This window comes from Actinomadura physcomitrii (assembly GCF_008923205.2).
Classification (GTDB): domain Bacteria; phylum Actinomycetota; class Actinomycetes; order Streptosporangiales; family Streptosporangiaceae; genus Spirillospora; species Spirillospora physcomitrii.
Genome location: NZ_WBMS02000011.1, coordinates 1 through 25,303 on the forward strand (window position 1 = coordinate 1; position 25,303 = coordinate 25,303).

Annotated in this window: 19 protein-coding genes and 1 pseudogene; 6 read left to right on the forward strand and 14 right to left on the reverse strand. The window is 74.5% G+C overall.

The window, feature by feature from the left end; translation table 11 throughout:
• The 4 genes and pseudogenes from iolD to F8568_RS15660 form a co-directional block, all read left to right on the forward strand.
• Window positions 1-1,568: 3D-(3,5/4)-trihydroxycyclohexane-1,2-dione acylhydrolase (decyclizing) (gene iolD, locus F8568_RS15645; RefSeq protein WP_151594283.1), on the forward strand; the 1,568-nt coding region annotated here is incomplete at its 5' end.
• 62 nt (window positions 1,569-1,630) lie between these two features.
• Window positions 1,631-2,632, forward strand: a complete 1,002-nt coding sequence (locus tag F8568_RS15650; protein WP_328600900.1) for a sugar ABC transporter substrate-binding protein — start codon at window positions 1,631-1,633, stop codon at window positions 2,630-2,632.
• Window positions 2,633-2,862: 230 nt separating this feature from the next.
• A pseudogene (locus F8568_RS15655) lies at window positions 2,863-3,681 on the forward strand (ABC transporter permease).
• On the forward strand, window positions 3,678-4,526 hold the full coding sequence (locus F8568_RS15660; protein ID WP_151594285.1) for an ATP-binding cassette domain-containing protein: 849 nt from the start codon (window positions 3,678-3,680) through the stop codon (window positions 4,524-4,526). Before F8568_RS15655 ends, F8568_RS15660 begins: the two are co-directional and overlap by 4 nt.
• 56 nt (window positions 4,527-4,582) lie before the next feature.
• Here F8568_RS15660 and F8568_RS15665 read toward each other — a convergent pair whose 3' ends face one another.
• The 12 genes from F8568_RS15665 to F8568_RS15720 form a co-directional block, all read right to left on the reverse strand.
• Complete coding sequence (locus tag F8568_RS15665; protein ID WP_151594286.1) at window positions 4,583-6,748, reverse strand: hypothetical protein; 2,166 nt, start codon at window positions 6,746-6,748, stop codon at window positions 4,583-4,585.
• A gap of 42 nt (window positions 6,749-6,790) precedes the next feature.
• Complete coding sequence (locus F8568_RS15670; protein WP_202125008.1) at window positions 6,791-9,961, reverse strand: coiled-coil domain-containing protein; 3,171 nt, start codon at window positions 9,959-9,961, stop codon at window positions 6,791-6,793.
• Window positions 9,958-10,614 (reverse strand): DprA-like winged helix domain-containing protein, encoded by a 657-nt coding sequence (locus F8568_RS15675; RefSeq protein WP_151594287.1) that lies wholly within the window; start codon window positions 10,612-10,614, stop codon window positions 9,958-9,960. The genes F8568_RS15670 and F8568_RS15675 overlap by 4 nt, the downstream gene beginning before the upstream one ends.
• Entirely contained in the window at window positions 10,607-11,446 is an 840-nt protein-coding gene (locus tag F8568_RS48145; RefSeq protein ID WP_236008799.1) for a hypothetical protein, read from the reverse strand. Before F8568_RS48145 ends, F8568_RS15675 begins: the two co-directional genes overlap by 8 nt.
• A 2-nt stretch (window positions 11,447-11,448) precedes the next feature.
• Entirely contained in the window at window positions 11,449-12,654 is a 1,206-nt protein-coding gene (locus tag F8568_RS15685; protein WP_151594288.1) for a hypothetical protein, read from the reverse strand.
• A 204-nt stretch (window positions 12,655-12,858) separates the two neighbouring features.
• A complete protein-coding gene (locus F8568_RS15690) occupies window positions 12,859-13,530 on the reverse strand; it encodes a response regulator (protein ID WP_151594289.1) in 672 nt (223 codons plus the stop codon).
• Window positions 13,527-14,786, reverse strand: coding sequence for a sensor histidine kinase (locus F8568_RS15695; protein WP_151594290.1), 1,260 nt, complete (start codon window positions 14,784-14,786; stop codon window positions 13,527-13,529). The genes F8568_RS15690 and F8568_RS15695 overlap by 4 nt, the downstream gene beginning before the upstream one ends.
• A gap of 1 nt (window position 14,787) precedes the next feature.
• Window positions 14,788-15,522, reverse strand: coding sequence for an ABC transporter permease (locus tag F8568_RS15700; RefSeq protein ID WP_151594291.1), 735 nt, complete (start codon window positions 15,520-15,522; stop codon window positions 14,788-14,790).
• Between the two features lie 13 nt (window positions 15,523-15,535).
• Complete coding sequence (locus F8568_RS15705; protein ID WP_151594292.1) at window positions 15,536-16,450, reverse strand: ABC transporter ATP-binding protein; 915 nt, start codon at window positions 16,448-16,450, stop codon at window positions 15,536-15,538.
• A 184-nt stretch (window positions 16,451-16,634) separates the two neighbouring features.
• Complete coding sequence (locus F8568_RS15710; protein WP_151594293.1) at window positions 16,635-18,068, reverse strand: aldehyde dehydrogenase; 1,434 nt, start codon at window positions 18,066-18,068, stop codon at window positions 16,635-16,637.
• A 122-nt stretch (window positions 18,069-18,190) separates the two neighbouring features.
• On the reverse strand, window positions 18,191-18,625 hold the full coding sequence (locus F8568_RS15715; protein WP_151594445.1) for a deaminase: 435 nt from the start codon (window positions 18,623-18,625) through the stop codon (window positions 18,191-18,193).
• Between the two features lie 7 nt (window positions 18,626-18,632).
• On the reverse strand, window positions 18,633-19,316 hold the full coding sequence (locus tag F8568_RS15720; RefSeq protein ID WP_151594294.1) for a RibD family protein: 684 nt from the start codon (window positions 19,314-19,316) through the stop codon (window positions 18,633-18,635).
• Between the two features lie 437 nt (window positions 19,317-19,753).
• Between F8568_RS15720 and F8568_RS15725 the strand changes: the two genes are divergently transcribed.
• Together F8568_RS15725 and F8568_RS15730 are read left to right on the forward strand one after the other, a co-directional pair.
• Window positions 19,754-20,884: an exonuclease SbcCD subunit D gene (locus F8568_RS15725; protein WP_151594295.1), complete on the forward strand. Its 1,131-nt coding sequence runs from the start codon at window positions 19,754-19,756 to the stop codon at window positions 20,882-20,884.
• Window positions 20,881-23,904 carry an AAA family ATPase gene (locus F8568_RS15730; RefSeq protein ID WP_151594296.1) on the forward strand — a complete coding sequence of 1,008 codons (3,024 nt, stop codon included), beginning with the start codon at window positions 20,881-20,883 and terminating at the stop codon, window positions 23,902-23,904. Before F8568_RS15725 ends, F8568_RS15730 begins: the two co-directional genes overlap by 4 nt.
• Window positions 23,905-23,936: 32 nt before the next feature.
• On the opposite strand, the gene F8568_RS15735 is transcribed toward F8568_RS15730, so the two are convergent.
• Together F8568_RS15735 and F8568_RS15740 are read right to left on the reverse strand one after the other, a co-directional pair.
• Entirely contained in the window at window positions 23,937-24,728 is a 792-nt protein-coding gene (locus F8568_RS15735; protein ID WP_151594297.1) for an SAM-dependent methyltransferase, read from the reverse strand.
• 160 nt (window positions 24,729-24,888) lie between these two features.
• Window positions 24,889-25,257 carry a PH domain-containing protein gene (locus F8568_RS15740; protein WP_151541748.1) on the reverse strand — a complete coding sequence of 123 codons (369 nt, stop codon included), beginning with the start codon at window positions 25,255-25,257 and terminating at the stop codon, window positions 24,889-24,891.
• Between the last annotated feature and the right edge of the window lie 46 nt (window positions 25,258-25,303).

The following is a 25,303-nucleotide window of genomic DNA, read 5'->3' on the forward strand; positions in this document are numbered from 1 at the left end:
TGGTCACGGGCGCGGCTCTGGCGACCGTCAACCGGCTGCCGGTGCTGCTGCTGCCGGGGGACGTCTTCGCGACGCGCCCGGCCAATCCGGTGCTGCAGGAGCTCGAAGACGCCCGCTCCTACGACGTGTCGGTGAACGACTGCTTCAAGCCGGTGTCGAAGTACTGGGACCGCATCAACCGTCCCGAGCAACTCCCCAGCGCGCTCATGGCGGCGATGCGGGTGCTCACCGATCCCGCTGAGACCGGCGCCGTCACCTTGGCGCTGCCCCAGGACGTCCAGGCCGAGGCGTACGACTGGCCGGACGAGCTGTTCGCGCGGCGCGTCTGGCGCATCCCGCGCGCGCTTCCGGAACCGGCCGCGCTGGACGAGGCGTGCGCGATCCTGCAGAAGGCCGAACGTCCGCTCATCGTGGCGGGCGGCGGCGTCATCTACTCCGGCGCCACCGACGACCTGCGCGCGTTCGCCGAACGGACCGGCATCCCCGTCGCGGAGACACAGGCGGGCAAGGGCGCGCTTCCCTGGGACCACGAACGGTCGGTCGGTGCCATAGGCGCCACCGGCACGACCGCCGCGAACGCCCTGGCGCGGGAAGCCGACGTCGTCATCGGCGTCGGCACCCGCTACAGCGACTTCACCACCGCGTCCTATAGCGCGTTCGCCAACCCGGACGTGCGGTTCGTCAACATCAACGTGGCGCGGTTCGACGCCGCCAAGCTCGCGGGCACCATGGTCGTGGCGGACGCCCGCGAAGGCATCCGCGGCCTGAACGCCGCCCTCGACGGTTACGCCGTTCCGGCCGCCTACAAGCACGAGGCCACCGCGCTCATGACCCGCTGGAACGCGGTGGTGGACGAGGCGTACGCCGTGCGGGACCGTCCGCTGCCCGCCCAGTCGGAGGTCATCGGCGCCGTCAACGAGGTGAGCGGCCCCCGCGACGTGGTCGTGTGCGCGGCGGGCTCGATGCCGGGCGACCTGCACAAGCTGTGGCGGGCGAGCGACCCGAAGGGCTACCACGTCGAGTACGGCTACTCCTGCATGGGCTACGAGATCGCCGGCGGGCTCGGCGTGAAGATGGCCGACCCGTCCCGCGAGGTGTTCGTCATGGTCGGCGACGGCTCGTACCTGATGATGGCGCAGGAGCTCGCCACCGCCGTCGCCGAGGGCGTGAAGCTGGTCGTCGTCCTCGTCCAGAACCACGGGTACGCCTCGATCGGGAACCTGTCGGAGTCGGTCGGCGCGCAGCGGTTCGGCACCCGCTACCGCGCCCGCACCGGCACCGGGCTCGACGGCGACCCGCTCCCCGTCGACCTCGCCGCCAACGCCGCCAGCCTCGGCGCCGACGTGCTCCGCGCGTCCGGCGTGAAGGAGCTGCGCGAGGCACTGCGCCGCGCCCGCGGGAGCGACCGGACGACCGTCGTGCACATCGAGACCGACCCCCTGGCCGACGCTCCCGGCAGCGAGGCGTGGTGGGACGTCCCGGTCGCCGAGGTGTCCGCGCTCGACTCCACCCGCGAGGCGCGCGGCCGGTATGAGAAGGAGGTCTGGTCGCGCCGCCGCCATCTGTGATCAACTCTTCGTCCCGGCTCACTTTCTCGGGGGAGAAATCGGAGAGCGTCCATATGAAAGGCGTGTTCGCGCGAACGTCGGCCAAGGGCCGCGCACCCGTCAGAAGGCTCGCGGTGCTGGCCGCGGCGGGGCTGCTGGCGCTCGGCGCGTGCAGCAGCTCCGGCGGCAAGAAGGGCGAGGAGAAGGCGACCGGCGGCGCCGGTCCCCGGCTGAAGATCGCGATGGTCACCCACTCGGCGCCCGGCGACACCTTCTGGGACATCGTCCAGAAGGGGGCGAAGGCGGCCGCCGCCAAGGACAACGTCCAGTTCCTGTACTCGGCCGACCCCGACGGGGGCAAGCAGGCGCAGCTCGTCCAGACCGCGATCGACCAGAAGGTCGACGGCATCATCGTCACCCTCGCCAAGCCCGACGCGATGAAGGATGTGCTGGCCCGCGCCACGGCGGCGAAGATCCCGGTCGTGTCGATCAACTCCGGCGCGGAGGACTCGGCGAAGCTCGGCGCGCTCGCGCACTTCGGGCAGGACGAGTCGATCGCGGGCGAGGCGGCCGGCACGGAGCTGGCGAAGATCGGCGTGAAGAAGGCGCTGTGCGTGGTGCACGAGCAGGGCAACGTCGGCCTGGAGAGCCGCTGCGCCGGCGCGAAGAAGACCTTCTCCGGGCAGCTGCAGAACCTGTACGTGCAGGGCAGCGACATGCCGCAGGTGAAGTCGTCGATCACCGCGAAGCTCCAGTCGGACAAGGACATCGACGGGATCCTGACGCTCGGCGCCCCGTTCGCCGCGACCGCCGTCGACTCGGTCAAGGAGACGGGCAGCAAGGCCAAGGTCGCCACGTTCGACCTGAACAAGGACCTGATCGCCTCGATCAAGTCCGGTGACATCCAGTTCGCCGTCGACCAGCAGCCCTACCTGCAGGGATACGAGGCCGTCGACGAGCTGTGGCTCTACCGGACCAACGGCAACGTGCTCGGCGGCGGGCGCCCGGTGCTGACCGGTCCCGCGATCGTCACCAAGGACAACGCCGCCTCGCTGGAGGGCTTCGCCGTCCGGGGGACGCGGTGACGCAGGCGGTCGCCGGCCCGCCCGCGGCCGTGCCGGACGAGCGGCTGGCGCGGGAGTCGCCGCTGCGGCGGCTGCTGCGCCGGCCCGAGTTCGGCGCGCTGCTCGGCGCGGTCGCGGTGTTCGTGTTCTTCTCGCTGGTCGCCGACGCGTTCCTGCAGGCCGACTCGTTCTCGACGGTGCTGTACGCGAGCTCGACGTTCGGGATCATGGCGGTCGGGGTGTCGCTGCTGATGATCGGCGGCGAGTTCGACCTGTCCGCCGGGGTGCTGGTGACGACGGCGGCGCTCGTCGCGGCGCTGGCCAGCTACCAGCTGACGCTGAACCTGTGGGTCGGCGTCGCCATCTCGCTCGTCGTGACGCTGGCGATCGGGGCGCTGAACGGCCTGCTCTACATCAAGACGGGCCTGCCGAGCTTCATCGTCACGCTCGCCACGTTCTTCATGCTGGCCGGCGCGAACCTCGGCGTGACGAAGGCGGTCACCGGGAACGTCGCGTCCGACTCCGTCCGGGACATGGACGGGTTCGACAGCGCCCGCAAGGTGTTCGCGTCCGACGTCGACCTCGGCGGCGTCAACGTCAAGATCACCGTGTTCTGGTGGCTGCTGTTCGTCGCGATCGCGACCTAGATCCTGCTGCGCACCCGCGCCGGGAACTGGATCTTCGCGGTGGGCGGCGCGGCCGGCAGCGCCCGCGCGGTCGGCGTCCCGGTCGCCCGCACGAAGATCGGCCTGTTCATGGGCGTGGCGTTCTGCGGCTGGTTCTCCGGGATGCACCTGGTGTTCGCGTTCGCCACCGTCCAGTCGGGCGAGGGCGTCGGCAACGAGTTCAACTACATCATCTGCGCGGTCATCGGCGGCTGCCTGCTGACCGGCGGCTACGGGTCGGCGATCGGCGCGGCGATCGGCGCGTTCATCTTCGGCATGGTGAACAAGGGCATCGTGTACGCCGAGTGGAACCCGGACTGGTTCCGGTTCTTCCTCGGCGCGATGCTGCTCATCGCCACCGTGGTGAACCTGGTCGTGCGGCGCAGAGTGGAGCGGTCGACATGACGGACCCGAAGGGCGCGCCGCTGGTCAGGCTGGCCGGCGTCGGCAAGAACTACGGCAACGTCATCGCGCTGCGGGACGTCGACCTGGAGGCGTCCGCCGGCGAGGTGACCTGCGTGCTCGGCGACAACGGCGCCGGCAAGTCCACCCTCATCAAGATCGTCGCCGGGCTGCACCGGCACGACCTCGGCACCTACGAGGTGCAGGGCGAGCCGGTGGCGTTCTCCTCGCCGCGCGAGGCCCTCGACCGCGGCATCGCGACCGTCTACCAGGACCTCGCGGTCGTCCCGCTGATGCCGGTCTGGCGGAACTTCTTCCTCGGCTCGGAGAGGCGCAAGGCGTTCGGCCGCATGGACATCGGGTTCATGCGCCGCACCACCAAGGCCGAGATGGCGGCGATGGGCATCGACCTGCGCGACGTCGACCAGCCGATCGGCACGCTGTCGGGCGGCGAGCGGCAGTGCGTGGCGATCGCCCGCGCCGTGTACTTCGGCGCGAAGGCCCTCGTCCTGGACGAGCCGACGGCCGCGCTCGGCGTGAAGCAGGCCGGGACCGTGCTGCGCTACATCGTGCAGGCGCGCGAGCGCGGCCTCGCGGTCATCTTCATCACCCACAACCCGCACCACGCCTACCCGGTCGGCGACCGCTTCCTGATCCTCAACCGGGGCCGCCCGATCGGGTACCGCACCAAGGAGGAGATCAGCCGCGAGGAGCTGACCGCGCTCATGGCGGGCGGTGCCGAGCTGGAGGAGCTGGCGCACGAGCTGGACGCCGCCGTGTCCGGCTCGGGCAGGCGCGCCGCGAAGGAACTGGCGGAGGGCGCCGACCGGCTCCGCAAGACCGACTGATCACGGCATGGCGGGCCGCCGCTCGGACGGCCCGCCATGCGCCGGCCGTGTGGCGGTCACTCGTCGGCGGTGTGGATGCGGCGGGCGGTGTACGCCACGTCCGGAACCGGGTGGGCGCGCAGTGCGCGCAGCAGGGCGCGCCACGGCTCGGACCAGCCGGCCCGGGGCGCGTGGCCGCCGGCGAGCGCCGCGGCGAACAGCCCGCCGGCGAGGTCGCCGCGGGCCGCGAGGCGTTCCGCGTGGGGGAGGACCGTCTCGGGGTCCGGCGTGCCGGCGGGGAGGCGCGCGTACTTCGCGAACCGGAGCCATCTCTCGTCCGCCCACGCGACAAGGGCCTCGGCGACCCGCTGGGTCGCGAGGACGCCGCCGGTGCAGCGGTCCGCGAGGGCGTCCAGTGCGGTGGCGGTCCCGGGCGCGTCCCAGCGGAGCGTCGCGGCGGCCAGCTCGCAGGCGAGGTCGCGGGGGAGGCAGCCGTCGAGGGCGGCGATGGCGCGCTCGGCGGTGTCGCGGTCGCGCTTCGCGGCGTCGCGCACCGCGTCGACGAGCGCCGACAGGCGCTGGAACGCGGGCAGGTCCCGCTCGGCGCCGGCGCTCGGCTCGTCCGGCGCGGCGGTCAGCTCGGCCGCCGCCGCACCGAGCTCCGCGGCGCCGAAACCGGCCACGGCGCAGCCGACCAGCGCCTCGAGCGCGGGCCGCCAGCTCGGGGACGCGCCGAGGCCGGTGACGAGGCCGGCGAGCATCGCCGGGGCGTCCGGCGCCCACTGCGCCCACTGCGGCACGTTCGGCAGCGCGGCGTCGCGCGCCTCGGTGTCGCCGGAGCGCGCCACCCGCATGACCAGCGAGGCGTAGAAGCCGCGGAACCGCTCCTCGACGGCCAGCGGCGGCGTGCCGAGCACCTGCCGAGCCAGGTCGCGCGGGCCGCCGGCGGCCTCGGTCAGGATCCGCCGCGCCACCGGCTCGGCCAGGTACGGGCGGAGCGCGGAGGCGATCGCGGCGCGGACGTCGCGGTGCTGGCCGGGGTCGTCCCAGGCGGCGGCGATCAGGTCCAGGGCGTCGGGCACCCGGTTGTGCAGCAGGATCCGCAGCGCCTCCTTGCGTGCGGTGATCTTGCCTTCGCGGAGCGCCGGGACGGGCAGCGCCGCCAGCTCCGAGGGCTTGACGAAGCGGGCCGCACGGGTCGACGCGTACATCGCGACGTGCGCGTGGTCCGTGGCGGCGTGCGCGAGCAGGTCGGGCAGGACGGCCTGCGGCGACGCCGTCCACGCGATCGCGGTCAGCGCCGTGCGGAGGATCCGGTCGTCGCCCGAGTCGAGGTAGGGGCGCAGCCGCGCCGCGTCCACGCCGGGGACCGTGCCGATGGTCCGGATCGCGCGCGCCCGTTCGTCGCCCGGCTGCTGCTCGTCGCCCGCGACCCGGGCCAGCAGGCGGAGGTAGGCCTCGCGCTGCCGGGACGTCCACCGGCGCATCCATGCCGCCGTCATGTGCGGGACGTAGGTGACGTCCGGACGCTGGAACCGTCCCGGCGGTGTCGTCCCGCCGAGGACAAGGTGCAGCAGGTCGGTGCGCTCGCGGGCGATCGCGGCCAGTACGGCCGGGATCGCGACGGCTGACGCGTCCTTCGCCACGACCCGCTCGACGCGCTCGGCGCGGGTGCCCGGGGGAGCGAGCCGCCGCTCCGCGTGGTCCAGCATGACGCCGGGGTGCGCGCGGCCGAGCGACGCCCAGTTCGGGACGGCGCGTTCAGCCGCGTCGATCCGCTCCGCCACTACCTCGGCACCGCAGGCCGGCAGCAGCGCGGCGGCCTCCTCCACGCCCCATCGGTCCGCGACCGGTCCGGCGAGCGCGTCCGCCAGGTCCGTGCGCCGCCACTTGCGGACGGCCTCGTAGATCTGCGCCCGGATCGCCGCGGGCGCGTCATCGAGCCCGGCGAGGAACGGCTCCGGGCCGGTCCCGTGCCGGACCGCCAGCCGGATCGCCCAGCACGCCAGCTCGGCGTCGGTGTCCCGCATGGCGCGGGCGATGTGCGCGAGCGACGCCTCGTCCCGCACGGCCGACGCGATGAACAGGCCCAGCGACCGCTCGTAGTGGCCGCGGTCCGCCAGCTTGCCGAGCAGTTCCGCGAGCTCCGGCGCGCCGGCCCGCCCGCGCAGGTCCGCCAGCCGGCGGCAGCGCTCCGCGAACGGCAGCGGTTCGACTTCGGTCAGCAGCTCGTCAGCGCGCATGCCGCGCAGCCTGCCGGATCCGCCGCCCGGCTTTCACATGATTTACGGCGCTTCGCCGCTGGCCTCCGCCGACGCGCCGGCGGCCTCGGCCGGTGCGCCGGTGACTTCGCCCCGGGCGCGGGTGATGGCCTCCGCCAGCTTCCGGACCCGCGGCTCGTGCTCGTCGTAGCCCACCACGACCGGCGGCTCGTTGTACGGCATCGTGTCCGACGAGCGGCGCAGCTTCACGTACTGCCCGCAGGCGTCGATCGCGTACGGCTCCATGTCGTCCTGCAGCGCGCCGATCACCGTGATGCCGTGCGTCTCGCCGATCTTGCGGAACAGCGCGACGGCCTCCTTGCGGTGCTCCTTGCCGAGGTTGCGGCCCAGCTCGTCCAGCACCAGGCAGAGCCGCCCGCCACCGGAACTGGCCAGCGCCGCCGCGCACACCAGCTTGACCGCCTTCTCGTCCATCAGCGCGGTGTTCGCCCGCCGGTTGTACGGGACGTAGCGCTGCCCGTCGGAGCGCCGCCACTTCGGCGTCACCCGCCAGCGCCACTCCTGCTCCGGGTCGCCCGGCTGCTCCGGCGTAGGGAACTCCAGCGTCGCGCCATAGCCGCCGTAGGCGAGGTCGAGCTTCTCGAACTCCTCCGAGACCCGCTGCAGGCGCGCCCGGATCGCCGCCGTCAGCGCGGTCCGGTGCGCCTCCGCGGCACCCGCCGCCTCCATCGCGCCCTTGCGCGCCTTCTCCAGGTCGGCGCGGCGTCCCGACAGCTGTACCTCGATCTGCCGCCGCTGGTGCTTCTCGTAGTCCTCCTGGCGCCGCAGATAGCCCTCCAGCGACTTCGCCAGCCGCAGGAACGTCGCCTGCTCCCGGTCGGTGCGGCGGCCCTCGCCCTCGGCGCGCTCCCGCAGCAGGAACCGCGTCTCCTCCGGCATGTCCTCATCGGACGGCCCGTCGGGGAACACCCGCCGCAGCGCCTCCGACAGGTGCTTCTCGGCGGTGTGCCACCACTCGGCCGGCGTCCACGTCCGCTCGTCGTCGTCGAGGCCGGACAGCCACTCGGCCGCACCGTCCCTAGACCCGCCCCACTCCTTCTCCAGTTCCTCGATGCCGAGCGCCGCGCGCTTGTCGGCCAGCTCCGCCGCCTTGCGCCGCACCCGGTCGCGGTCCCGATCGTGCGCCTCCTTGCGGCCGCGCAGCCGGTCCACCTCCAGCGCGCGCGTGTCCGCCTTCGCCTGGAGCCGCCGCACGGCCTGCTCCGCCGATCCGAGGCGCGGCCCCAGCTTCGACTCGCTGCTCGCCAGCTCCTCCAGCCGCGCCCGCAGCTCGGCCATCCGCTCCTGGACGGCGTCCAGCTCGTCCGCCGCGCGCGCCCCCGCGAGCCGCCGTCCCGCCCGCGCCACGTCCGCGGCCGCGTCGGACGTGGCCTGCCGGGCGTTCTCCAGCGCCTCCTTCGCCGCCTCCAGCGCGGCCCGCGCCGCCTGCACCCGCGCCACCCGGCCCGTCACCGGCTCGGGGAAGCCGCCGACGATGACGACGCCCCTCCCGTCGCCGTCGAAGGCGCCGAAGAAGCGCGTCAGCGGCAGCGCGCACCGGACGCCCTCCGGATGCCCCGGCACCGGCGCACCGCCCGGGTCCAGCTCCCCGTCCGCCGGGACGATCATCGAACCGGGCAGCCCCTTCAGCGCGTCCGCGGCCGCGTCCAGCTCGGACGTCCCGACCACCACCGCCTCCCGGTACGGCCACAGCGCCGCCTCCCAGCGATCCCGCACGTCCTCCGCCAGTTCCACCGCGTCCAGCAGCCCCACCGCCGCGATCCCGGCCGCGGCCAGCGCCCTGATCTGCGCGGGCGCGCTGCTCTCGCCCGCCTCCGCCTCCGCCAGCGACCGCTCCGCCCGCGCGAGCGCGCCGCGCGCCATCCCGAACTCCTGCTGCGCCTCGTCCCGGCGCGCCTCCGCGTCCGCAAGCTCCGCCTTCGCGGCGGCGCCGTCGCGCCCGTCGGCCTCCCGCCGCCGCTCCTCCAGCGCCGACACCTGCCGGCGCAGCTCCTCCAGCCGGTTGCGGGCGACCGCCTTGTCCGCGCCGAGCTGGTCGGCCTGCCCCTTCAGCTCCGCCAGCGCCGCGCCCGCCTCGCCGAGCCGCGCGTCCAGCGCACCGCCGGTGAGCTGCTCGATCTCCCGCTCCGCCGCCTTCGCCGCGGCCGCCAGCTCCGCGGCCTCGGCGCGCAGCCCCTCCTGCTCGGCGGCGTGCGCCGCGTCGGCCTGCGCCGCGTCCGCCAGCAGCCGCGCCTGCCGCGTCCGCCAGTGCCGCAGCGCCGCCGCCACCTCCTCGCGCGCGCGGTCGCGCCGGTCGAACGTCTTCAGCAGCGACGCCGCCTCCCGCTCCCACTCCGCGAGCCGGTCCGCCGCCTCCGCCGCCTTCGCCCGCTCGCGGTGCTCCTCCGCCCGCGACTTGCGCTCCGCCTCCAGCTCCCGGTCCAGGCCTGTCAGCGCCGCGATCGCGCTGAAGATCCGCTCCGGGCTGATCTCGTTCAGCGGCTGCGACAGCAGGTTCGTCGCGACCTTCGACCGCACCGACGTCGACAGGAACGACACGCACCGCACCTGCCCGCCGTACAGGACGCGGCCCAGGTCCTTCGCCACCAGGTCGCGGCGGCCCGCGCTGCGCGGCAGGCTCGCCCACAGCCGGTCCGCGAGCGCCACCCGCCCCGCCTCCGACGGCGCCGACGCCAGGTACACGCCCTCCTGCCAGCGGATCTCCAGGTGCGGCGCGTCCGCGTTCACCCGCAGCCACACCGTCAGCGCGGTCTCGTCCTCGGTCTTATTCTCGCCATCGGCCTCGGGCTCGCCTTCGGCCTCGACGGGCTCGGCGTAGTCGAAGACGCCCACGATGTACCCGTGGTCGGCGCTCGCCCACCGGCTGTCGCCCTGCGCCGCCAGCTCCGCGTTGAACAGCAGCTCCGCCACCGCCCGCGCGCCGGACGCGAACCGCCACTGCTCGTCGCCCAGCAGCGCCGTGATCGCCGCGATGAACGACGACTTGCCCGCCCCGTTGGAGTCCTTCGGGCCCTGCCCCGCCACCACGATCAGCGTCCCCGGCACCGTCGGCACCGGATGCGTCGACAGCCGCGAGATGTTCACCGCCTGCACCGCCACCAGCGTCCGGTCGCCGACGAGGTTCACCGCGTCCCGGACGGGCCCCGGCACCAGCGGCTCCAGCACGGCCGTCATTCGCTCTCCCCCTGCTCGCGTTCCCGCCCCCGCCGCCGCGCCCGGATCGCCGCCGCCAGCGGCGAGTCCGGCCCCGCGGCGAGGATCAGCTCCTCCTGCAGCCGGCGGCGCGCCGCCGGCGTCAGCCGGTGGAACTGCGGCCCCGGCACGAACCCGCCGGAGTCGTCCGCGCCCGCCTTGACCTGCGACACCAGCCCCGCCAGCCGCAGCCGCCGCAGCGCCGCGTCCAGCTCCCCGACGGGCAGCTGCGTGCGCCGCCTCAGCTCCTCCGCCGGCGTCGGGTACGGCGACAGCCACGAGTCGTCCTCCAGCAGCCCCGCCGCCCGCGGGATCGCCACCGAATGGATCAGCACCAGCGCCAGCACGGCCCGCTCCTGGACGGGCGGCACGCACTCCTCGTCCTTCGCCAGCTCCGCCGCGACGTCGTCCCGGTAGCCCGAGATCCACGACGTCTGCTCCGACCGGACCAGCGTCCGGCCGCTCAGCGCCAGCATCTCCTCGACCGTGCGCCGCAGCGCCGGCTCCCGCAGCGCCGGGAACCGCACCTCCGGCACCGGCTCCGCCGCATGCTCCACCGCCATGTACGCCGCGACGAGCTCCGCCCGCCGCCGCTCGTCATAACCGCGCAGCAGCCCCTCGAACAGCTCACTCACCGCCGCTCCCGGAGGGGTCGTCTCCGGAGCCCGGCCGAGCCTCGCCGGGACCCGCCTGCACCGGGTTATCCACAGTTGAAGATTTTTCCGCCGGTGGTGCCGGGGCCGCGGCAGGCTCGTTCACGGAAGGTGACCTGAACACCACAGGAGGTACGGATGGCGCACGTTCACCCCCCGACCGCGGAGGCTCCCCAGCCGCCGCTTCGTCCACGCTCGCTCCGGTGCCGGCCGGTTCGGCCGGTTCGGCAGGGCGGGGCGGCGGGACTGCCGGGGGTGCCTCAAGGGGATCCTGGGCGTGAGTCTCCGGGGCTGGGCGCGGAGGCTCGGGGAGGCGGTGCAACAGCGAGCGCAGGGACGACAGCGTGTGCTCGGCCCACAGAGAGATCCGGGGGCCCGGACGGACCGTGCCGCCCTGCCCGCCGGAGCCCTCGTCGAGGAGGAGCCACCCGGTGTCGGCCAGCCGGCGCAGCTCGCCGGTGGCCCAGCGGCGCGCCAGGTCCGCGTCCCCCCGGGACATGCCCGCGTACACGTCCAGGACGGCCGCGACCGTGGACGGCGTACCCGGCCACGGGGCGTCGTCCAGGCGGGTCCAGCAGCAGCGCAGCGCGGCGGCGAGGACGCGGCGCGCCTGGCCCGCGCGGTCCAGCGGCATGGGCGCGGTCTGGTACTCCTCCAGGAGCGCGGGCGTGGCGCCGTCCGGCCACACCGGCAGCAGCCACACCCGGTCGCCGTCCGCGGCCGCGGCCGTGCCCGCCGGCACCGGATCGGCCGCGGCGACCGACGGGGCGCCGAGCACGCGGGCGCGGGCCCGCGCGAGTACCTGCGGGTCCACGGTCACGTCCTCTCGAACCATCCGGGCGTCACCCAGGTGGGCGCGCCGTCCGGGCGGACGTCCAGGCCGTCCGACCAGACGAGCCGGTACGGCAGCTCGGGGTGCAGATGAGCGGACGACAGGTCGGCCAGGGTCCGGCGGGCGGTCACCCAGTCCTGCGCGAGGACCTCGTGCACGGCGACCCGGTCGCGCCCGCGCAGGACCTCCTCCGCCATGGCGCGCAGCCGTTCCATCGCCGTGGCGTCGGAGCCGGTGTCGTCCGACAGGCCCGTGTCCGGGACGGACGGCCGCGGCGGAGCGGGCCGGGGCGGGGTCGCGCGCGGCCCGTCCTCCACGGCGGTCACGACGGCGGACGGCTCGTGCCACGGCGCGGCCGCGTCGAACACGAAGCCGTCGAGGACCGCCGCCAGCTCCTCCCGGCCGGCGGTGCGCGCGAAGGTGCGCCACGTCTCGGGCGGAAGGAGGGTGAGGTTGCGGGTCGTGCCCGCGGAGTCGGTCAGCCGCGCGGCCGCGCGGCGCGACGCGTCGCCGTAGGCGTAGATGGCGGCGCGCAGGTCCGTGCAGGTGCGGTCGAGCTGCGGCCACCGCCGCAGGATCGCCCCGTGCAGCCGCTCGGCGCGCAGCAGGATCTCCTCGGTGCCCCACAGCTTCGGCGCCTGCTCCCGCAGCTCCTCGATCGTCCCGTTGGTGAGGGTGACGAGCTCGACGCTCCACAGCCGGAACGCGCGGGCCAGGCCCTCCGCGCCCGCCCGCGCCTGCTCGGGCGTCATCCGCGGGTCGGCGACGTTCAGCTGCTCGAGCGCGAGGAGCCGGTGCATCTCGCTCTGCCCGCCGTCCAGCATCATCCGCCGGACGAACATCAGCCCGACCACGCTGGTGAACGACGCCCGGTAGCGCAGCTGGTTCGGCTTGGGGAACACCTCCCGGACGGCGCCGAGCCCCTTCAGCACCCGCAGCCGGTTCTCGAACACCTCCGACGGGTACCGGCGGCACACGTACCGCATCTGCTCCCGGCTCAGCCCGTCCTCGCCCGCGTCGGCGAACGCGGCGAGCAGCGTCTCGGCGACGTCCACCAGCTCGGGGTCGTCCACCACGGCGCCGCTGTCGCGCGCCAGCGCCGCGAACATCTGCCGGTACACGCCCAGCACGGCCTCGCCGACCAGCACGTCGTCGAGGCTGGCGGCCGGGTTCTCGGAGGCGGTGGACACGGCGCACTACGGTACGGCCCCTCGGCGCCCAAGGTGGAATCGGCGGCGCGACGGCCCGCCGAAACGGGGCCCCGGAACCGCGGACGGAGCACGCACGGCGATGACGCATTCACAGCGACCCGAATTCCGCGCGCCGCGCCAGGGCACGGACGCAGCGGGCCCGAGGGCTGGAACGCGGGGCCGGGGCGTGGGCCGATGAGGTGGTCAGGAGGAGGCGCCCGGTTGGAGCAGGCCCCGGTTGAAGGCGGCGGCGACCGCGGCGGCGCGGTCGTTCACGCCGAGCTTGCCGTAGATGTGCAGCAGGTGGGTCTTGACGGTGGCCTCGCTGATGAACAGCCGGGCGGCGGCCTCCCGGTTGGTGCTGCCGCGCGCGACCAGGCCGAGGACCTCCAGCTCGCGGGGGCTGAGCGGCTCGTCGCCGCGCGGGCCGGCGGGACGGGCGGCGGCGGTGCGCATCCGGTCCATCAACCGCGCCGCCACCGACGGCGACAGCACGGACTCGCCGCGCGCCGCCGCGCGGACCGCGCGGAACAGCTCGTCCTGGAGGGCGTCCTTCAGCAGGTACCCGGTGGCGCCCGCCTCGATCGCGGGCAGCACGTCGCTGTCGGTGTCGTAGGTGGTCAGGACGAGGATGCGGGCGGGCAGTCCGCGTTCCGCCATCCGGGTGATGGCGGTGACGCCGTCGGTGCCGGGCATCCGCAGGTCCATCAGGACGACGTCGGGGCGGAGGGACTCGGCCAGCCGCACCGCCTCGGCGCCGTCGGCGGCCTCGGCGAGCACCTCGAAGCCGGGCTCCCCGGTGAACATGCCGCGCAGCCCGTCGCGCACCACCGGATGGTCGTCGGCGATGAGCAGGGTGATCGTGTCGCCGGTCATCCGGCGTCGCCCATCGGGACGGCGGGGACGCTCGCGGAGATCGCGGTGCCGGCGCCCGGCTCGGACTCGATCTCCAGCGTCCCGGCGACGCGGGCGACCCGGCGGCGCATCGCGGTGAGGCCGTATCCGCCGCCCGCGGACGGCCTGACGCGGTCGGGCGCGAACCCGGTGCCGTCGTCGCGGACGTCCAGGGTGATCAGGTCGCCCATGTACGACAGGGTCAGCGCGACGCGGGACGCGCCGGCGTGCTTGGCGACGTTCGCCAGCGCCTCCTGCGCGGTGCGCAACAGCGTGCCCTCGACCTCCGGGTGCATGATCCGTACGGTACCGGTGGTCCTGACCTCGGCGGGAACGCCGTGCAGGGCGGTCCAGCGGCCGGCGACCTCGGCGAGCGCCTCCGGCAGCGCGGACTCCTCCAGCGACTGCGGCCGCAGCGCCTGCACGGACCGCCGGGCCTCGGCGAGGCTGTCGCGCGCCAGCTGCTGCGCGACGTCGAGGTGCCGTTCCCAGTCGCGTTCGCGTTCGCGGGCCTGCCGGGCTGCCTGCAACTGGGTGACGACGCCGGCCAGGCCCTGCGCGATGGTGTCGTGGATCTCGCCGGCCATCCGCTGCCGCTCGTCGTGCACGCCCGCCTCGCGGGCCTGCGCGAGGAGCTGGGCGTGCAGGCCGGCGTTCTCCTCCAGCGCCGCCTCCAGCTTCGCGTTGGCGTCGGCGAGCTCGGCGATGACGTCCCTGCGCCGGTCGGCCTCCTCGCTCAACCGCCAGGCGAACAGCGTGATCCCGCCCGCCAGCAGCACGTTCACCCCGAAGACGAGGAGGTAGACGAGCAGCGTCCCGCGGCCGATGCTGCCGAGCCCGCCCATCTGCGCCGCGGCGCCGAGCGCGGCGCAGGCGATCACGGCGACGGCCCGCCAGCGGCGCCCCAGCCAGAACGCGTGCATGTACCCGGTCATGACCGTGAACCCGTACATCCCGTTCATCGAGATCAGCGCGCCGATCAGGGTGAGCAGGACGACGAAGTAGGCGCCCGCGACGCGGGGCCGCTCCATCCAGTCCTGATGCAGGACGGCCACCCAGGTCACCAGGGCGATCGCCGCCCCGCTCAGCCCGAGCTGGAGCGCGATCCGGCCGGGCGACCCGTGGTCCACGAGCAGCCCCAGCGCCGTCGCCAGGCCGAGCGAGACGTACGGGACGACCCTCAGGGCGATCTTCTCCCGGCGCTCCCAGGCCTCGAGGCCGTACTGCGGGTCTGGCACGTCACTCCCACCGGAAGAGCCGGGCGGCGGCCGCGGTCGCGACCACCGCGTACCCCGCCATTATCACCAGCTGGTACGGGTGGGGCGCATGGCCCAGCCAGGCGTCCCGCATCGTTCTGATGCCGGCGCCGAGCGGGGTGCAGTCGCAGATCCGCTGCAGCGTGTGCGGCATCTTGTCGTAGGGGAAGTAGACGCCCGCGAAGAACATGCTGGGGAAGAACAGTACCGACCCGATCGCGTTGCCGGCCCGCGCGTTCGGGGAGACGGCGGTGATCAGCGAGCCGATCGCGAGGAGCTCCCACAGGCACAGCGCGGCGGCGAGCAGGAACCATCCGAAGCCGCGCGGAGCGGGGGTGCCGAAGGCGGCGGCGCCGACCCCGATCATGATCGCGGCGGTCACCGCCCCGGCGCCCGCGTTGATGACCAGCTGGGCGGTGAGCAGGGCGGACGGCCGGACGGGGGTGGCGCGCATCCGGCGCAGCACGCCGCGCTCGCGGTAGTCCGACAGCACGCCGGGCAGCATCATCAGGCTGAGGATCGCGAACGCGATCCCGGTGCCGAGGACCGCCATGTACTCGGCGAGGCTCTCCCCGCCGAGGTCCTTGGCCGGCTTCGTGGCGTCGGGCATCAGCCCGAAGCCGAACAGCAGCGCGAGGGGGAGGGCGACGGCGAACGCGGGGGTGAGCACCTCGCGCATCCGCAGCCGGAACTCGATGGCCAGGATCTTGCCGAACATGTCTGCGGCTCCTTCAGTCGCGGGCGGGGGCCCCGCCGGTCAGGGCGAGGTAGGCGTCGTCGAGGGTGCTCTGGTCGATGCGCAGATCGGCGACCACGATGTGGTTGCGGGCGAGGACGGAGGTGACGGCGGTGGCGAAGTCGCCGCGTCCGCTGACGGTCACGTGCGTCCCGGACCGCCGGACGTCGGTGACGCCGGGCACGCCGGCCAGCAGCGCGAGGTCCAGCTCGCCGACGGGGCGGAAGCGCATCCGGCCGCCGCCCCCGGTGGCCTGCTCGATGAGGCCTCCCGGGGAGCCGGTGGCGACGATCCGGCCGGAGTCGAACACGGCGAGCCGGTCGCACAGCTCCTCCGCCTCGTCCATGAAGTGGCTGATCAGCACGACGGTGACGCCCTCGTCGCGGATCCGGCGGATCAGCTCCCAGGTGGAGCGGCGGGCCTGCGGGTCCAGGCCGGTGGTCAGCTCGTCGAGGAACGCGACGCGGGGCGCGCCGACGAGCGCGAGCGCGATGTACAGCCGCTGGGCCTGCCCGCCGGACAGCTTGCGGACCCGGGCGTCCCGCTTGTCCTCCAGGTCCCACTGGGCGAGCAGCTCGCCGGGGTCGCGGGGGGAGTCGTAGAACGAGGCGTACAGTTCGAGCGCCTCCCGGACCCTGATCGACCCGGGCAGGCCGGTCTGCTGGAGCTGCACGCCGATCCGCTGGTGCAGTTCCCGCCCGTCGGCCTGCGGGTCCAGCCCGAGGACGCGGACCGTGCCGGAGTCGGGGCGGCGCAGTCCCTCCAGGCACTCCACCGCCGTGGTCTTCCCGGCCCCGTTCGGGCCGAGGATGCCGAAGATCTCGCCCTCCTCGACGGAGAACGACACCCCGTCCAGGGCGGTGCGGCCGCCGTACCGTTTGCTGAGGCCGTTCACCTCGATGATCGCCAACGCGTGCTCCTCAGGTCGTCTCGCTACGACCTCAAGGCTCGCGGAGCTGCCCTCGCCGGGGCATCGGCCGACCGGCCACGCCCCGGCTGATCCGCCGCATCAGCCGATCGGTGGATGGGGCGGAGACGTCGCGTGCCGTCCCGTGCAGGCGCTCACGGGACGGCACGCGGGTTCGGGGGGAGCGTCAGGACGGACGCGGGATGGACTTGTGCTCCAGGTAGGCGTGCAGGCCCTCGGGGCCGAGCTCGCGGCCGAGGCCGCTGTTCTTGAAGCCGCCGAACGGGGTGTTGGGGTCGAGGCTGTAGAGGTTGACGCCGCAGCTGCCGGTGCGGATGCGGCGGGCGACCTCGACGCCGTGGTCGACGTCGCCGGTCCAGACGGAGCCGCCGAGGCCGTAGTCGCTGTCGTTGGCGATCCGGACGGCGTCCTCCTCGTCCTCGTAGGGGATCAGGACGAGCACCGGGCCGAAGATCTCCTCGCGGGCGATCCGCATGTCGTTGCGGACGTCGCCGAACACGGTCGGGGCGACGTACCAGCCGCGGTCGTGCGGCCGGTTCAGCCCGCCGGTGATGATCTTGGCGCCCTCGTCCTGGCCGATCCGGATGTAGTTCTCCACGCGCTCCTGCTGGCGCCTGGCGACCAGCGGGCCGATCTCGCTGGAGTAGTCGGCCGGGTCGCCGACGGTGAGGCCGCCGACCATGGTCGCCAGCGCGTCGGCGACCTCGTCGTAGCGGCGGCGGGACGCGAGGATCCGGGTCTGCGCGGCGCACGCCTCGCCGTTGTTCATCAGCGAGGCCATCTTGAAGCCCTCGATGGTGGAGGCGAGGTCGGCGTCGTCGAGCACGATCGCGGCGGACTTGCCGCCGAGCTCCAGGGTGACCCGCTTGAGCTGCTCCCCGCACACCGCGCCGATCTTGCGTCCGGCGGCGGTGGAGCCGGTGAAGGAGACCTTGTCGACGCCAGGGTGCGCGACGAGGTAGGCGCCGACCTCGCGGCCCGCCGGGACGATGTTGACGACACCGTCCGGGATGCCCGCCTCCTTGATCCACTCGGCCAGCAGGTAGCTGTCGAGCGGCGTCTCGGGGGACGGCTTGGCGACGACGGTGCAGCCGGCGATCAGCGCGGGCGCGAGCTTGAGCATCAACGTGAACTGCGGCACGTTCCACGGCACGATCGCGGCGACGACGCCGACCGGCTCGCGGGTGACGGTGACGGGGCCGAGCATGCCGGGCCGCTCGTCCTCCCACGCGTAGGTGCCGGCGAGGTCGACGTAGTACTGCAGCACCATCTGCGGGATCGCGGCCTGCCCGAACACCGAGAACAGGATCGGCGAGCCCATCTCGGCGGTGACGAGGTCGGCCATCTGCTGCTGCCGCTCGGCGTAGATCGCCGACAGCCTGCCGACCTTCTCGGCGCGCTCGGCCGGCGTCATCCGCGGCCACGGGCCCTCGTCGAACGCCCGCCGGGCGGCGGCGACCGCCGCGTCCATGTCGGCCTCGGTGCCGTCCGGCACCCGGCCGATGACCTCCTCGGTGTGCGGGGAGATGACGTCGATGGTGCCGGTGCCGGCCGGTGCCGTCCACTCGCCGCCGATGAACAGCCGATCGTGCTCGCGCATGCTGAAGTGCCTCCTGCCGGGGGTCCGCGGAGAGTCCGGAGCGCATCCGCTGACCGAATGCTTGCTTGGCTCAGCATCGCATGCGGCCGAGGGGGGTTGGCAAGAGAAATGAGACTAGAGTCTCATCCGGCGAGCAGGTGCGCGTTCGGCTCGCGCGCCGCGTCCGCCAGCTCGGGCAGTTCCACCAGCTCCACGCCCGCCGCCGCCAGGATCTCCGCGCCCGTGCCGGCGACGAACAGCGACGGCTCCCGCCACGCGAACACCACCCGCCGCGCCCCCGCCGCGACGATCAGCTCGGCGCACGGCCGCGGCCGCGACGCGCGGTTCCCGCACGGCTCCAGCGAGCTGTAGACGGTCGCGCCCGCGAGCACCCCGCCGGACTTGGCGATCGCCGCCTCCTCCGCGTGGTCGTGCGGGTCGGCCTCCCGCGAGTGCCCGCGCGCGATCTCCCGGCCGTCCGCGCCGACGATCACCGCGCCCACCGAGAACGCCGTCCGGGACGGCGGGCACAGCGTCGCCAGGTCGCAGGCCAGCGCCAGCCACCCGGCGTCGTCCATGACCGCGTCAGACACGCTCGCCCGCCAGGTACCGCAGCAGCGCGAGGTCGCCGATCCGGGTGATCTCCGCCAGCCGCATCGGCCGCTCCGGCGACTGCGGGAACACCCCCGACCGGACGAACCGCGGCGCCGACGGGTCCCCGACGAAGAACGGCGCCACGACCAGCTGCAGCTCGTCCGCCAGCCCCGACGTGAGGAACAGCGTGTGGATCGCGCCGCCGCCCTCCACCATGAGCCGCCGCACGCCCCGCGCGGACAGGTCGGCCAGCACCACCGGCAGCTCCAGCGGCTCGCCCGCGTCGACGACCTCGCCCAGCCCGTCCAGCCGCCCCGCGAGCTCCGCGGCCGTCCCGGACGGCGCGTACACCAGCTTCGGCGACTCGCCCGTGGTGAAGAACCGCGCGCCCGGATCGAGGTCGCCACTCCACGTCAGCGTCACCTTGGTGAGGTCGGGCGGCAGCCCCCGGGAGGCCCGCCGCTCCCGCCGCGCCTGCGAGCGGATCAGCAGCTTCGGGTCGTCGGCCCGCACGGTCCCGGCACCGACGAGGATCGCGTCGCAGCCGGCGCGCACCGCGTCGACCCGGTCGAAGTCCGCGGCGCTGGACAGCCGCAGCCGTTCGGGCGCCGCGTCGTCGATGTACCCGTCGACCGACATCGCGCAGCTCAGCAGCACGTAAGGACGATCACCCACCGCCCCAGCCTAGAACCTGCCGCCCCACCCCCGAACCAAGGCGCCCAAGGCACGCCAGCCGACCGACAGACGCGAAGCCGAGCCAAGCCCGCAGGCGAAGCCGAGGCGAGCCCGGCACCCGGGCGCTCCTGGCCGACCCACCACGCGGGAGGTCCTGGCTGGCCTGCCGCGCGGATCCGTCAGTTGGTCGAGGGACGCGATGCCAGGGGCGAGTCGGTAAAAGTGCGGTGAGCTGAGCTTGCGCGCGAGCGCGTTATCTGAGCGGTGGGGGCGATGCCGGAGGCGAGCCCCCACCGGGAAGCTCGCGAAGCGAGTGCGCGCTCGCCCAATACCGGTCAAGGGCCGAGCCGCTAGGCGAGGCCCTTGGGCCGGGATTGAAGCCAACACGGCGTTTCTGCGCCGGATGTGTCGGACGGGCTGCCTATGGTTGCTGCGACATGCGAATCCTGCACACCTCCGACTGGCATCTGGGCAGATCGTTTCACCGCGAGGATCTGCTGGCCGCGCAGGCGGCGTTCGTCGACGACCTCGTCGCGACGGTGCGCGAGCAGCGGGTCGACTGTGTGCTCGTGTCGGGCGACGTCTATGACCGGGCGCTGCCGGCGGTCGACGCGGTGCGGTTGTGCGATGAGGCGCTGGCGCGGCTCGCGGAGCTGACGCGGGTTGTGCTGATCGCGGGGAATCACGACTCGGCGCGGCGGCTCGGGTTCGGGTCGGCGTTGATGGACGGCGCGGGCGTGCACGTCCGCACCGATTTCGCGCGCGTGGGGGAGCCGGTCGTCGTCGGCGACGCGGCGATCTACGGCATCCCGTATCTGGAGCCGGAGCTGGTGCGGCATCCGTGGGAGCTGGAGGAGCGGACGCATGCGGCGGCGCTCACCGAGGCGATGCGGCGGGTCCGCGCGGACGCGGCGGAGCGTCCCGGGCTGCGTTCGGTGGTGCTGGCGCACGCGTTCGTGACGGGCGGTGAGAGCAGCGAGAGCGAGCGCGACATCTCGGTGGGCGGTTCGGCGCAGGTTGCGGCGTCGGTGTTCGACGGCGTCGACTACGCGGCGCTCGGGCATCTGCACGGCCGCTGGGCGATCACGGACCGGGTCCGCTATTCGGGGTCGCCGCTGGCGTACTCGTTCTCCGAGGAGCATCACGTCAAGGGGTCGTGGCTCGTCGATCTGCGCGCGGACGGGGTGAGCGCGGAGTTCGTGGAGGCGCCCGTGCCGCGGCGGCTGGCGCGTGTCAGGGGCCGCATCGACGACCTGCTGACGGGTGCGGAGTTCGAGAGGTACGAGGACCGCTGGCTTCAGATCACGCTGACCGACGAGCGCCGACCGTCGGCGGCGATGGAGCGGCTGCGCCGCCGCTTCCCGTACGCGCTGGTGCTCGGGTTCGAGCCCGAGGGCGGCGGCACCGACGACGCCCGCACCTGGACGGAGCGGGTCCGCGAGCGGTCGGAGTCCGAGATCGCCGGCGACTTCGTCGCGGAGGTGACCGACGGGCCCGCGACGGAGGCGGAGCGCGCGCTGCTGGACGAGGCGTTCGAGCACTGCCGCCGGAAGGAGGCGCTGGCGTGAGGCTCCACCGGCTGGAGGTCGCCGCGTTCGGCCCGTTCTCCGGGACGGAGGAGATCGACTTCGACGCGCTGTCGGACGCGGGGCTGTTCCTCATCCAGGGCCGGACGGGCGCGGGGAAGACGAGCATCCTGGACGCGGTGTGCTTCGCGCTGTACGGGCAGGTCCCGGGCGTGCGGAACGCGGTGAAGGGGCTGCGCAGCGACCACGCGGCGCCGGGCGCGGGGCCGCGCGTGGTGCTGGAGACGACGATCCGGGGCCGCCGGCTGCGGGTGACGCGGTCGCCGGCGTGGGAGCGGCCGAAGCTGCGCGGGTCCGGGACGACGACCGAGCACGCGAAGGTGATCCTGGAGGAGTTCGAGCGCGGCGGCTGGACGGGGCTCACCACCCGGCTGGACGAGGCGGGCGACCTGATCTCGCGGCTGCTCGGGATGAACGCGGCGCAGTTCTGCCAGGTGGCGCTGCTGCCGCAGGGCGAGTTCGCGGGGTTCCTGCGGGCGGGCGCGGACGAGCGCCGCAAGGTGCTGGAGCGGCTGTTCGCGACGGAGGTGTTCGCGCAGGTCGAGAAGTGGCTGGCGGATCGGCGGGCCGCGACGGGCCGGGAGGCGGCCGAGCTGGCCGCCGCGGCGTCCTCGATCGCGGACCGGGTGGCGGAGGCGACCGGCTCGGTGGCGCCGCACGGTGAGCGTCCGGCGGTTCCGGCGCCGCGCCGGGGCGAGCAGGTCCCGGAGCGGGCCGCCGATGTGGAGGTGCTGCCGGCGTGGGCGGCGGAGCTGGCGGGCGAGCACGCCGACGTCCGCGCGGTCGCCGACCGGCTGCGCGACGAGGCGGACGCGGCGGTGCGGGCGGCGCGCGAGGCGCTGGAGGCCGGGCGGGAGGTGGCGGATCGGCGGCGGCGGCACGCCGACGCGCTGGCGCGCCGTGACGCGCTCACCGCGCGCGCGGAGGAGCGGTCGCGGCTGGCGTCGGAGCTCGACGCCGCCGCGCGCGCCGACCGGGTCGTGCCGCTGGTGCGCGCCGTGCAGGACCGGCATGTCCGCGCGGTCCAGGCGCGCCGGTGGGCCGAGGAGACCCGGTCCCGGGTCGGGGCGCTGCTTCCGCCGAGCGCGTCCGAGGACGTCCTGGCGAAGGCCGAGCGGGCGCGCCGCGACGAGATGGCGAAGCTGGCGGACCGCAGGCAGGAGGCCGCGCGGCTCGCCGAGCTGGAGGCCGAGCGGGCGGAGCTGGAGCGCGAGCTGGAGCGCCTCGAGCCGGAGGAGGCGCGGATCGCCGCGGCGCTCGCCGAGCTGCCCGGCGTCGTCGAGGCGCGGCGCGCCGAGCTGGACGAGGCGCGGATCGCCGCGGCGGGCCGTCCGGGAGCCGAGGCCGCGGTCGCCGAGGCGCGCCGCCGGCTCGACGCGGCGCACCGCCGCGACCAGGTCGGGCACCTGCTCGGCGAGGCGGAGGCCGCGCACCGCGACGCGGTCGACGCCGCGCAGGACGCCCGGCAGCACGTCCTCGACCTGCGGCAGGCGCGGCTCGACGGGATGGCGGCCGTCCTCGCCGAGGAGCTGGCGGACGGCGAGCCCTGCCGGGTCTGCGGCTCCACCGAGCATCCGGCCCCGGTCACCTCGCTGGCGCTGATCCCGACGGAGGAGCAGGTCGACGAGGCGCAGGCCGCCGCCGACCGCGCGCAGCACGTCCGGGAGGACGCGGCGCGCCGGGTGGAGGCGTTGCGCACCGAGCGCGACGGCCTGCTGGAGACCGTCGGCGAGGCGGCGGCCGACGCCCTCGCCGCAGACCTGGCGGAGGCGGAGGACCTGCTCGCCGCGGCGACGGCGCGGGCCGCGGAGGCCGACCGGCTGGAGAGCGAAGTGCACCGCGACGAGCGGGAGCTCGAACGCGTCCGCGACGCCCGGGACGGCAACGTCCGCGCGCTGACCGAGAACCGCACCCGGCGCGCGGAGCTCGACGCCGAGGAGAAGCGGCTGCGCGCGGCGCTGGACGAGGCGCGCGGCACCGACCCGACCCTGGAGGCGCGCATCGACCGGCTCGGCCGCGAGGCCGGCGCGCTGGCCGAGGCGATGGACGCGCTCCGGGAGGCCGACCGCGCCGCCGAGGAGCTCGCCGCCGCTCGCGCGCAGGCCAAGGCCACCGCGGAGGAGGAGGGTTTCCGCACGCCGGAGGAGGTGCTCGCCGCCGCGATGCCGGACGAGGACCAGGCCGCGCTGCGCGACCGGCTCCGCCGCTTCGACGACGAGGAGGCCCTCGTCCGCGACCTGCTCGCCGACCGGGCGCTGGCGGAGGCCGCCGCCGGGCCCGCGCCCGACCTGGACGCGCTCGAGGCGGCCCTCGCGGAGGCGGAGGACGCCAGGACCGGTGCCGCGTCCGCCGCCGACCGGGCCCGGCACCGCTGCGAGCGGCTCGCGCGGCTGCGCGCCGACCTCGGCGCCGCCGTCCGTGACTGGCGTCCGGCAGCGGAGCGGTACCGGGTCGCCGAGCGGCTCGCCGGGCTGACGTCCGGCAAGCACGCCGCGAACCGGCGCTCGATGTCGCTGTCGGCGTACGTGCTGGCCGCGCGGCTGGAGCAGGTCGTGGCCGCCGCGAACGAGCGGCTCGACCGGATGTCGGGCGGCCGCTACGCGCTCGTGCACACCACCGACAAGGCGGCGGGCGACCGCAGCCACGGCGCGGGCGGGCTCGGGCTGCGCGTCGCCGACGCGTGGACGGGCCTGGACCGCGACCCGGTGACGCTGTCGGGCGGCGAGTCGTTCATCTGCTCGCTGTCGCTGGCGCTCGGCCTCGCCGACGTCGTCACCGCGGAGGCGGGCGGCGCGGAGATCGGCACGCTGTTCGTCGACGAGGGCTTCGGCAGCCTCGACGAGGACACCCTCGACGAGGTGATGGACGTGCTGGACGGCCTGCGCGACGGCGGCCGCGCCGTCGGCATCGTCAGCCACGTCGCGGAGCTGCGGGCGCGGATCCCGGCGCAGCTCCGCGTCACCAAGGAGCGCGGCGGCTCCACCGCCCGCATCGTCGTCTAAGCGAACCCTCGGCGGCTCCGGCCGCCGCGGGGTCAGGGTTTGCGGCCGACGCCCGCGACCAGCCAGCCCGTCGCCGGCTCGTGCGGGCGGTCGGGGCGCCATTCGGGCGCGGGCACGAGGCCGGGCTCGACCAGATCGAGGCCGTCGAAGAACGCGGCGATCCGGGACCGGGAGCGCGAGGTGAACACCAGCCCGGCGTCGGCGACGATCCGGTCCTGCAGGGCGCGCTCGCAGGACGTCATCGCGTCGTCGGTGAAGTCGCAGATCGCGAGGTGCGAGCCGGGCGCCATCGCGTCGGTGAACGCGCGGACGATGCCTTCCGGGTCCTCCTCGTCGAGGATCGCGTCGAGCGTCGCGGTCATCAGCACGCCGACCGGGCGGCGCAGGTCGATGAGCGCGGTGACCTCCGGGTCGGCGAGGACCGCGTGCGGTTTGCGGGCGTCGCCGTGCACCGCCGTCGCGTTCGGCACGGCGTGCAGCAGCGCCTGGTAGTGGACGACGGCGACGCGGTCGTTGTCGACGTACACGACGCGGCCGGCGGCGTCGCGGGCGTGCACGACCTCGTGCACGTTGCCCTTCCCGGGCAGGCCGCAGCCGACGTCGAGGAACTGCCGGACGCCCTCGTCCAGCATGTGGCGGACGGCGCGGCGCAGGAACTTGCGGTTCTCGCGGGGCAGCAGCCGGGCGGCGCGGAAGGAGCCGAACGCCTCGATGGCGACTTCGCGGTCGGCGCAGTAGTTGTCCTTGCCGCCGAGCGAGTAGTCGTAGATGCGGTTGAGGGCGGCGCCCGGGGAGCCGGGACCGGGGGACAGGCGATCTGTCATCGTCTCCCCTCGACTGGGAGCGGGGTGGGTCGAGGAGCCTCCACTCTAGTGGATCTCGATCACCGTACGCTGGTCCACTGTCGCGGAAAGCCACCATTGACCGGGGCCCGGATGCCCGCGCCCGGCCTCCCGGGATCGGGCACGGGCCCGGCGCGGCGGGTCAGCGGGAGATGAAGTCCAGGATCACGTTGTGCACGTGGTGGCTCTTGTCGGCGCCGCGGAACTCGACCTCGTAGGAGATGGTCCCGACGTTGATCGCGATCGAGCCGGAGGAGAAGTAGGGCCCCGCCCACGACTTGTTGCTGACCACGCTGACCGAAGTGATCTTGGAGTAGGGGATGCTGGTGATCGCGTACTTCTTGCCGGCGAAGCTCTTGTCCTGGATGATCACGCGCCGGTCGGTGAGGCCGACGAACCCGGTGCCGGTGCCGATCGCGTCGTAGACCGCGATGACCTGCTCGCCGGGCAGCAGCCCGCTCTCGATCTGCTTGAGCTGGCCCGACCTGTCGTGCTCGACGCCGTCGCCCATGTCCGTCTCCCCTGCTCGCTGGTGGTCCGAGCGCTCGTGGGTGGTG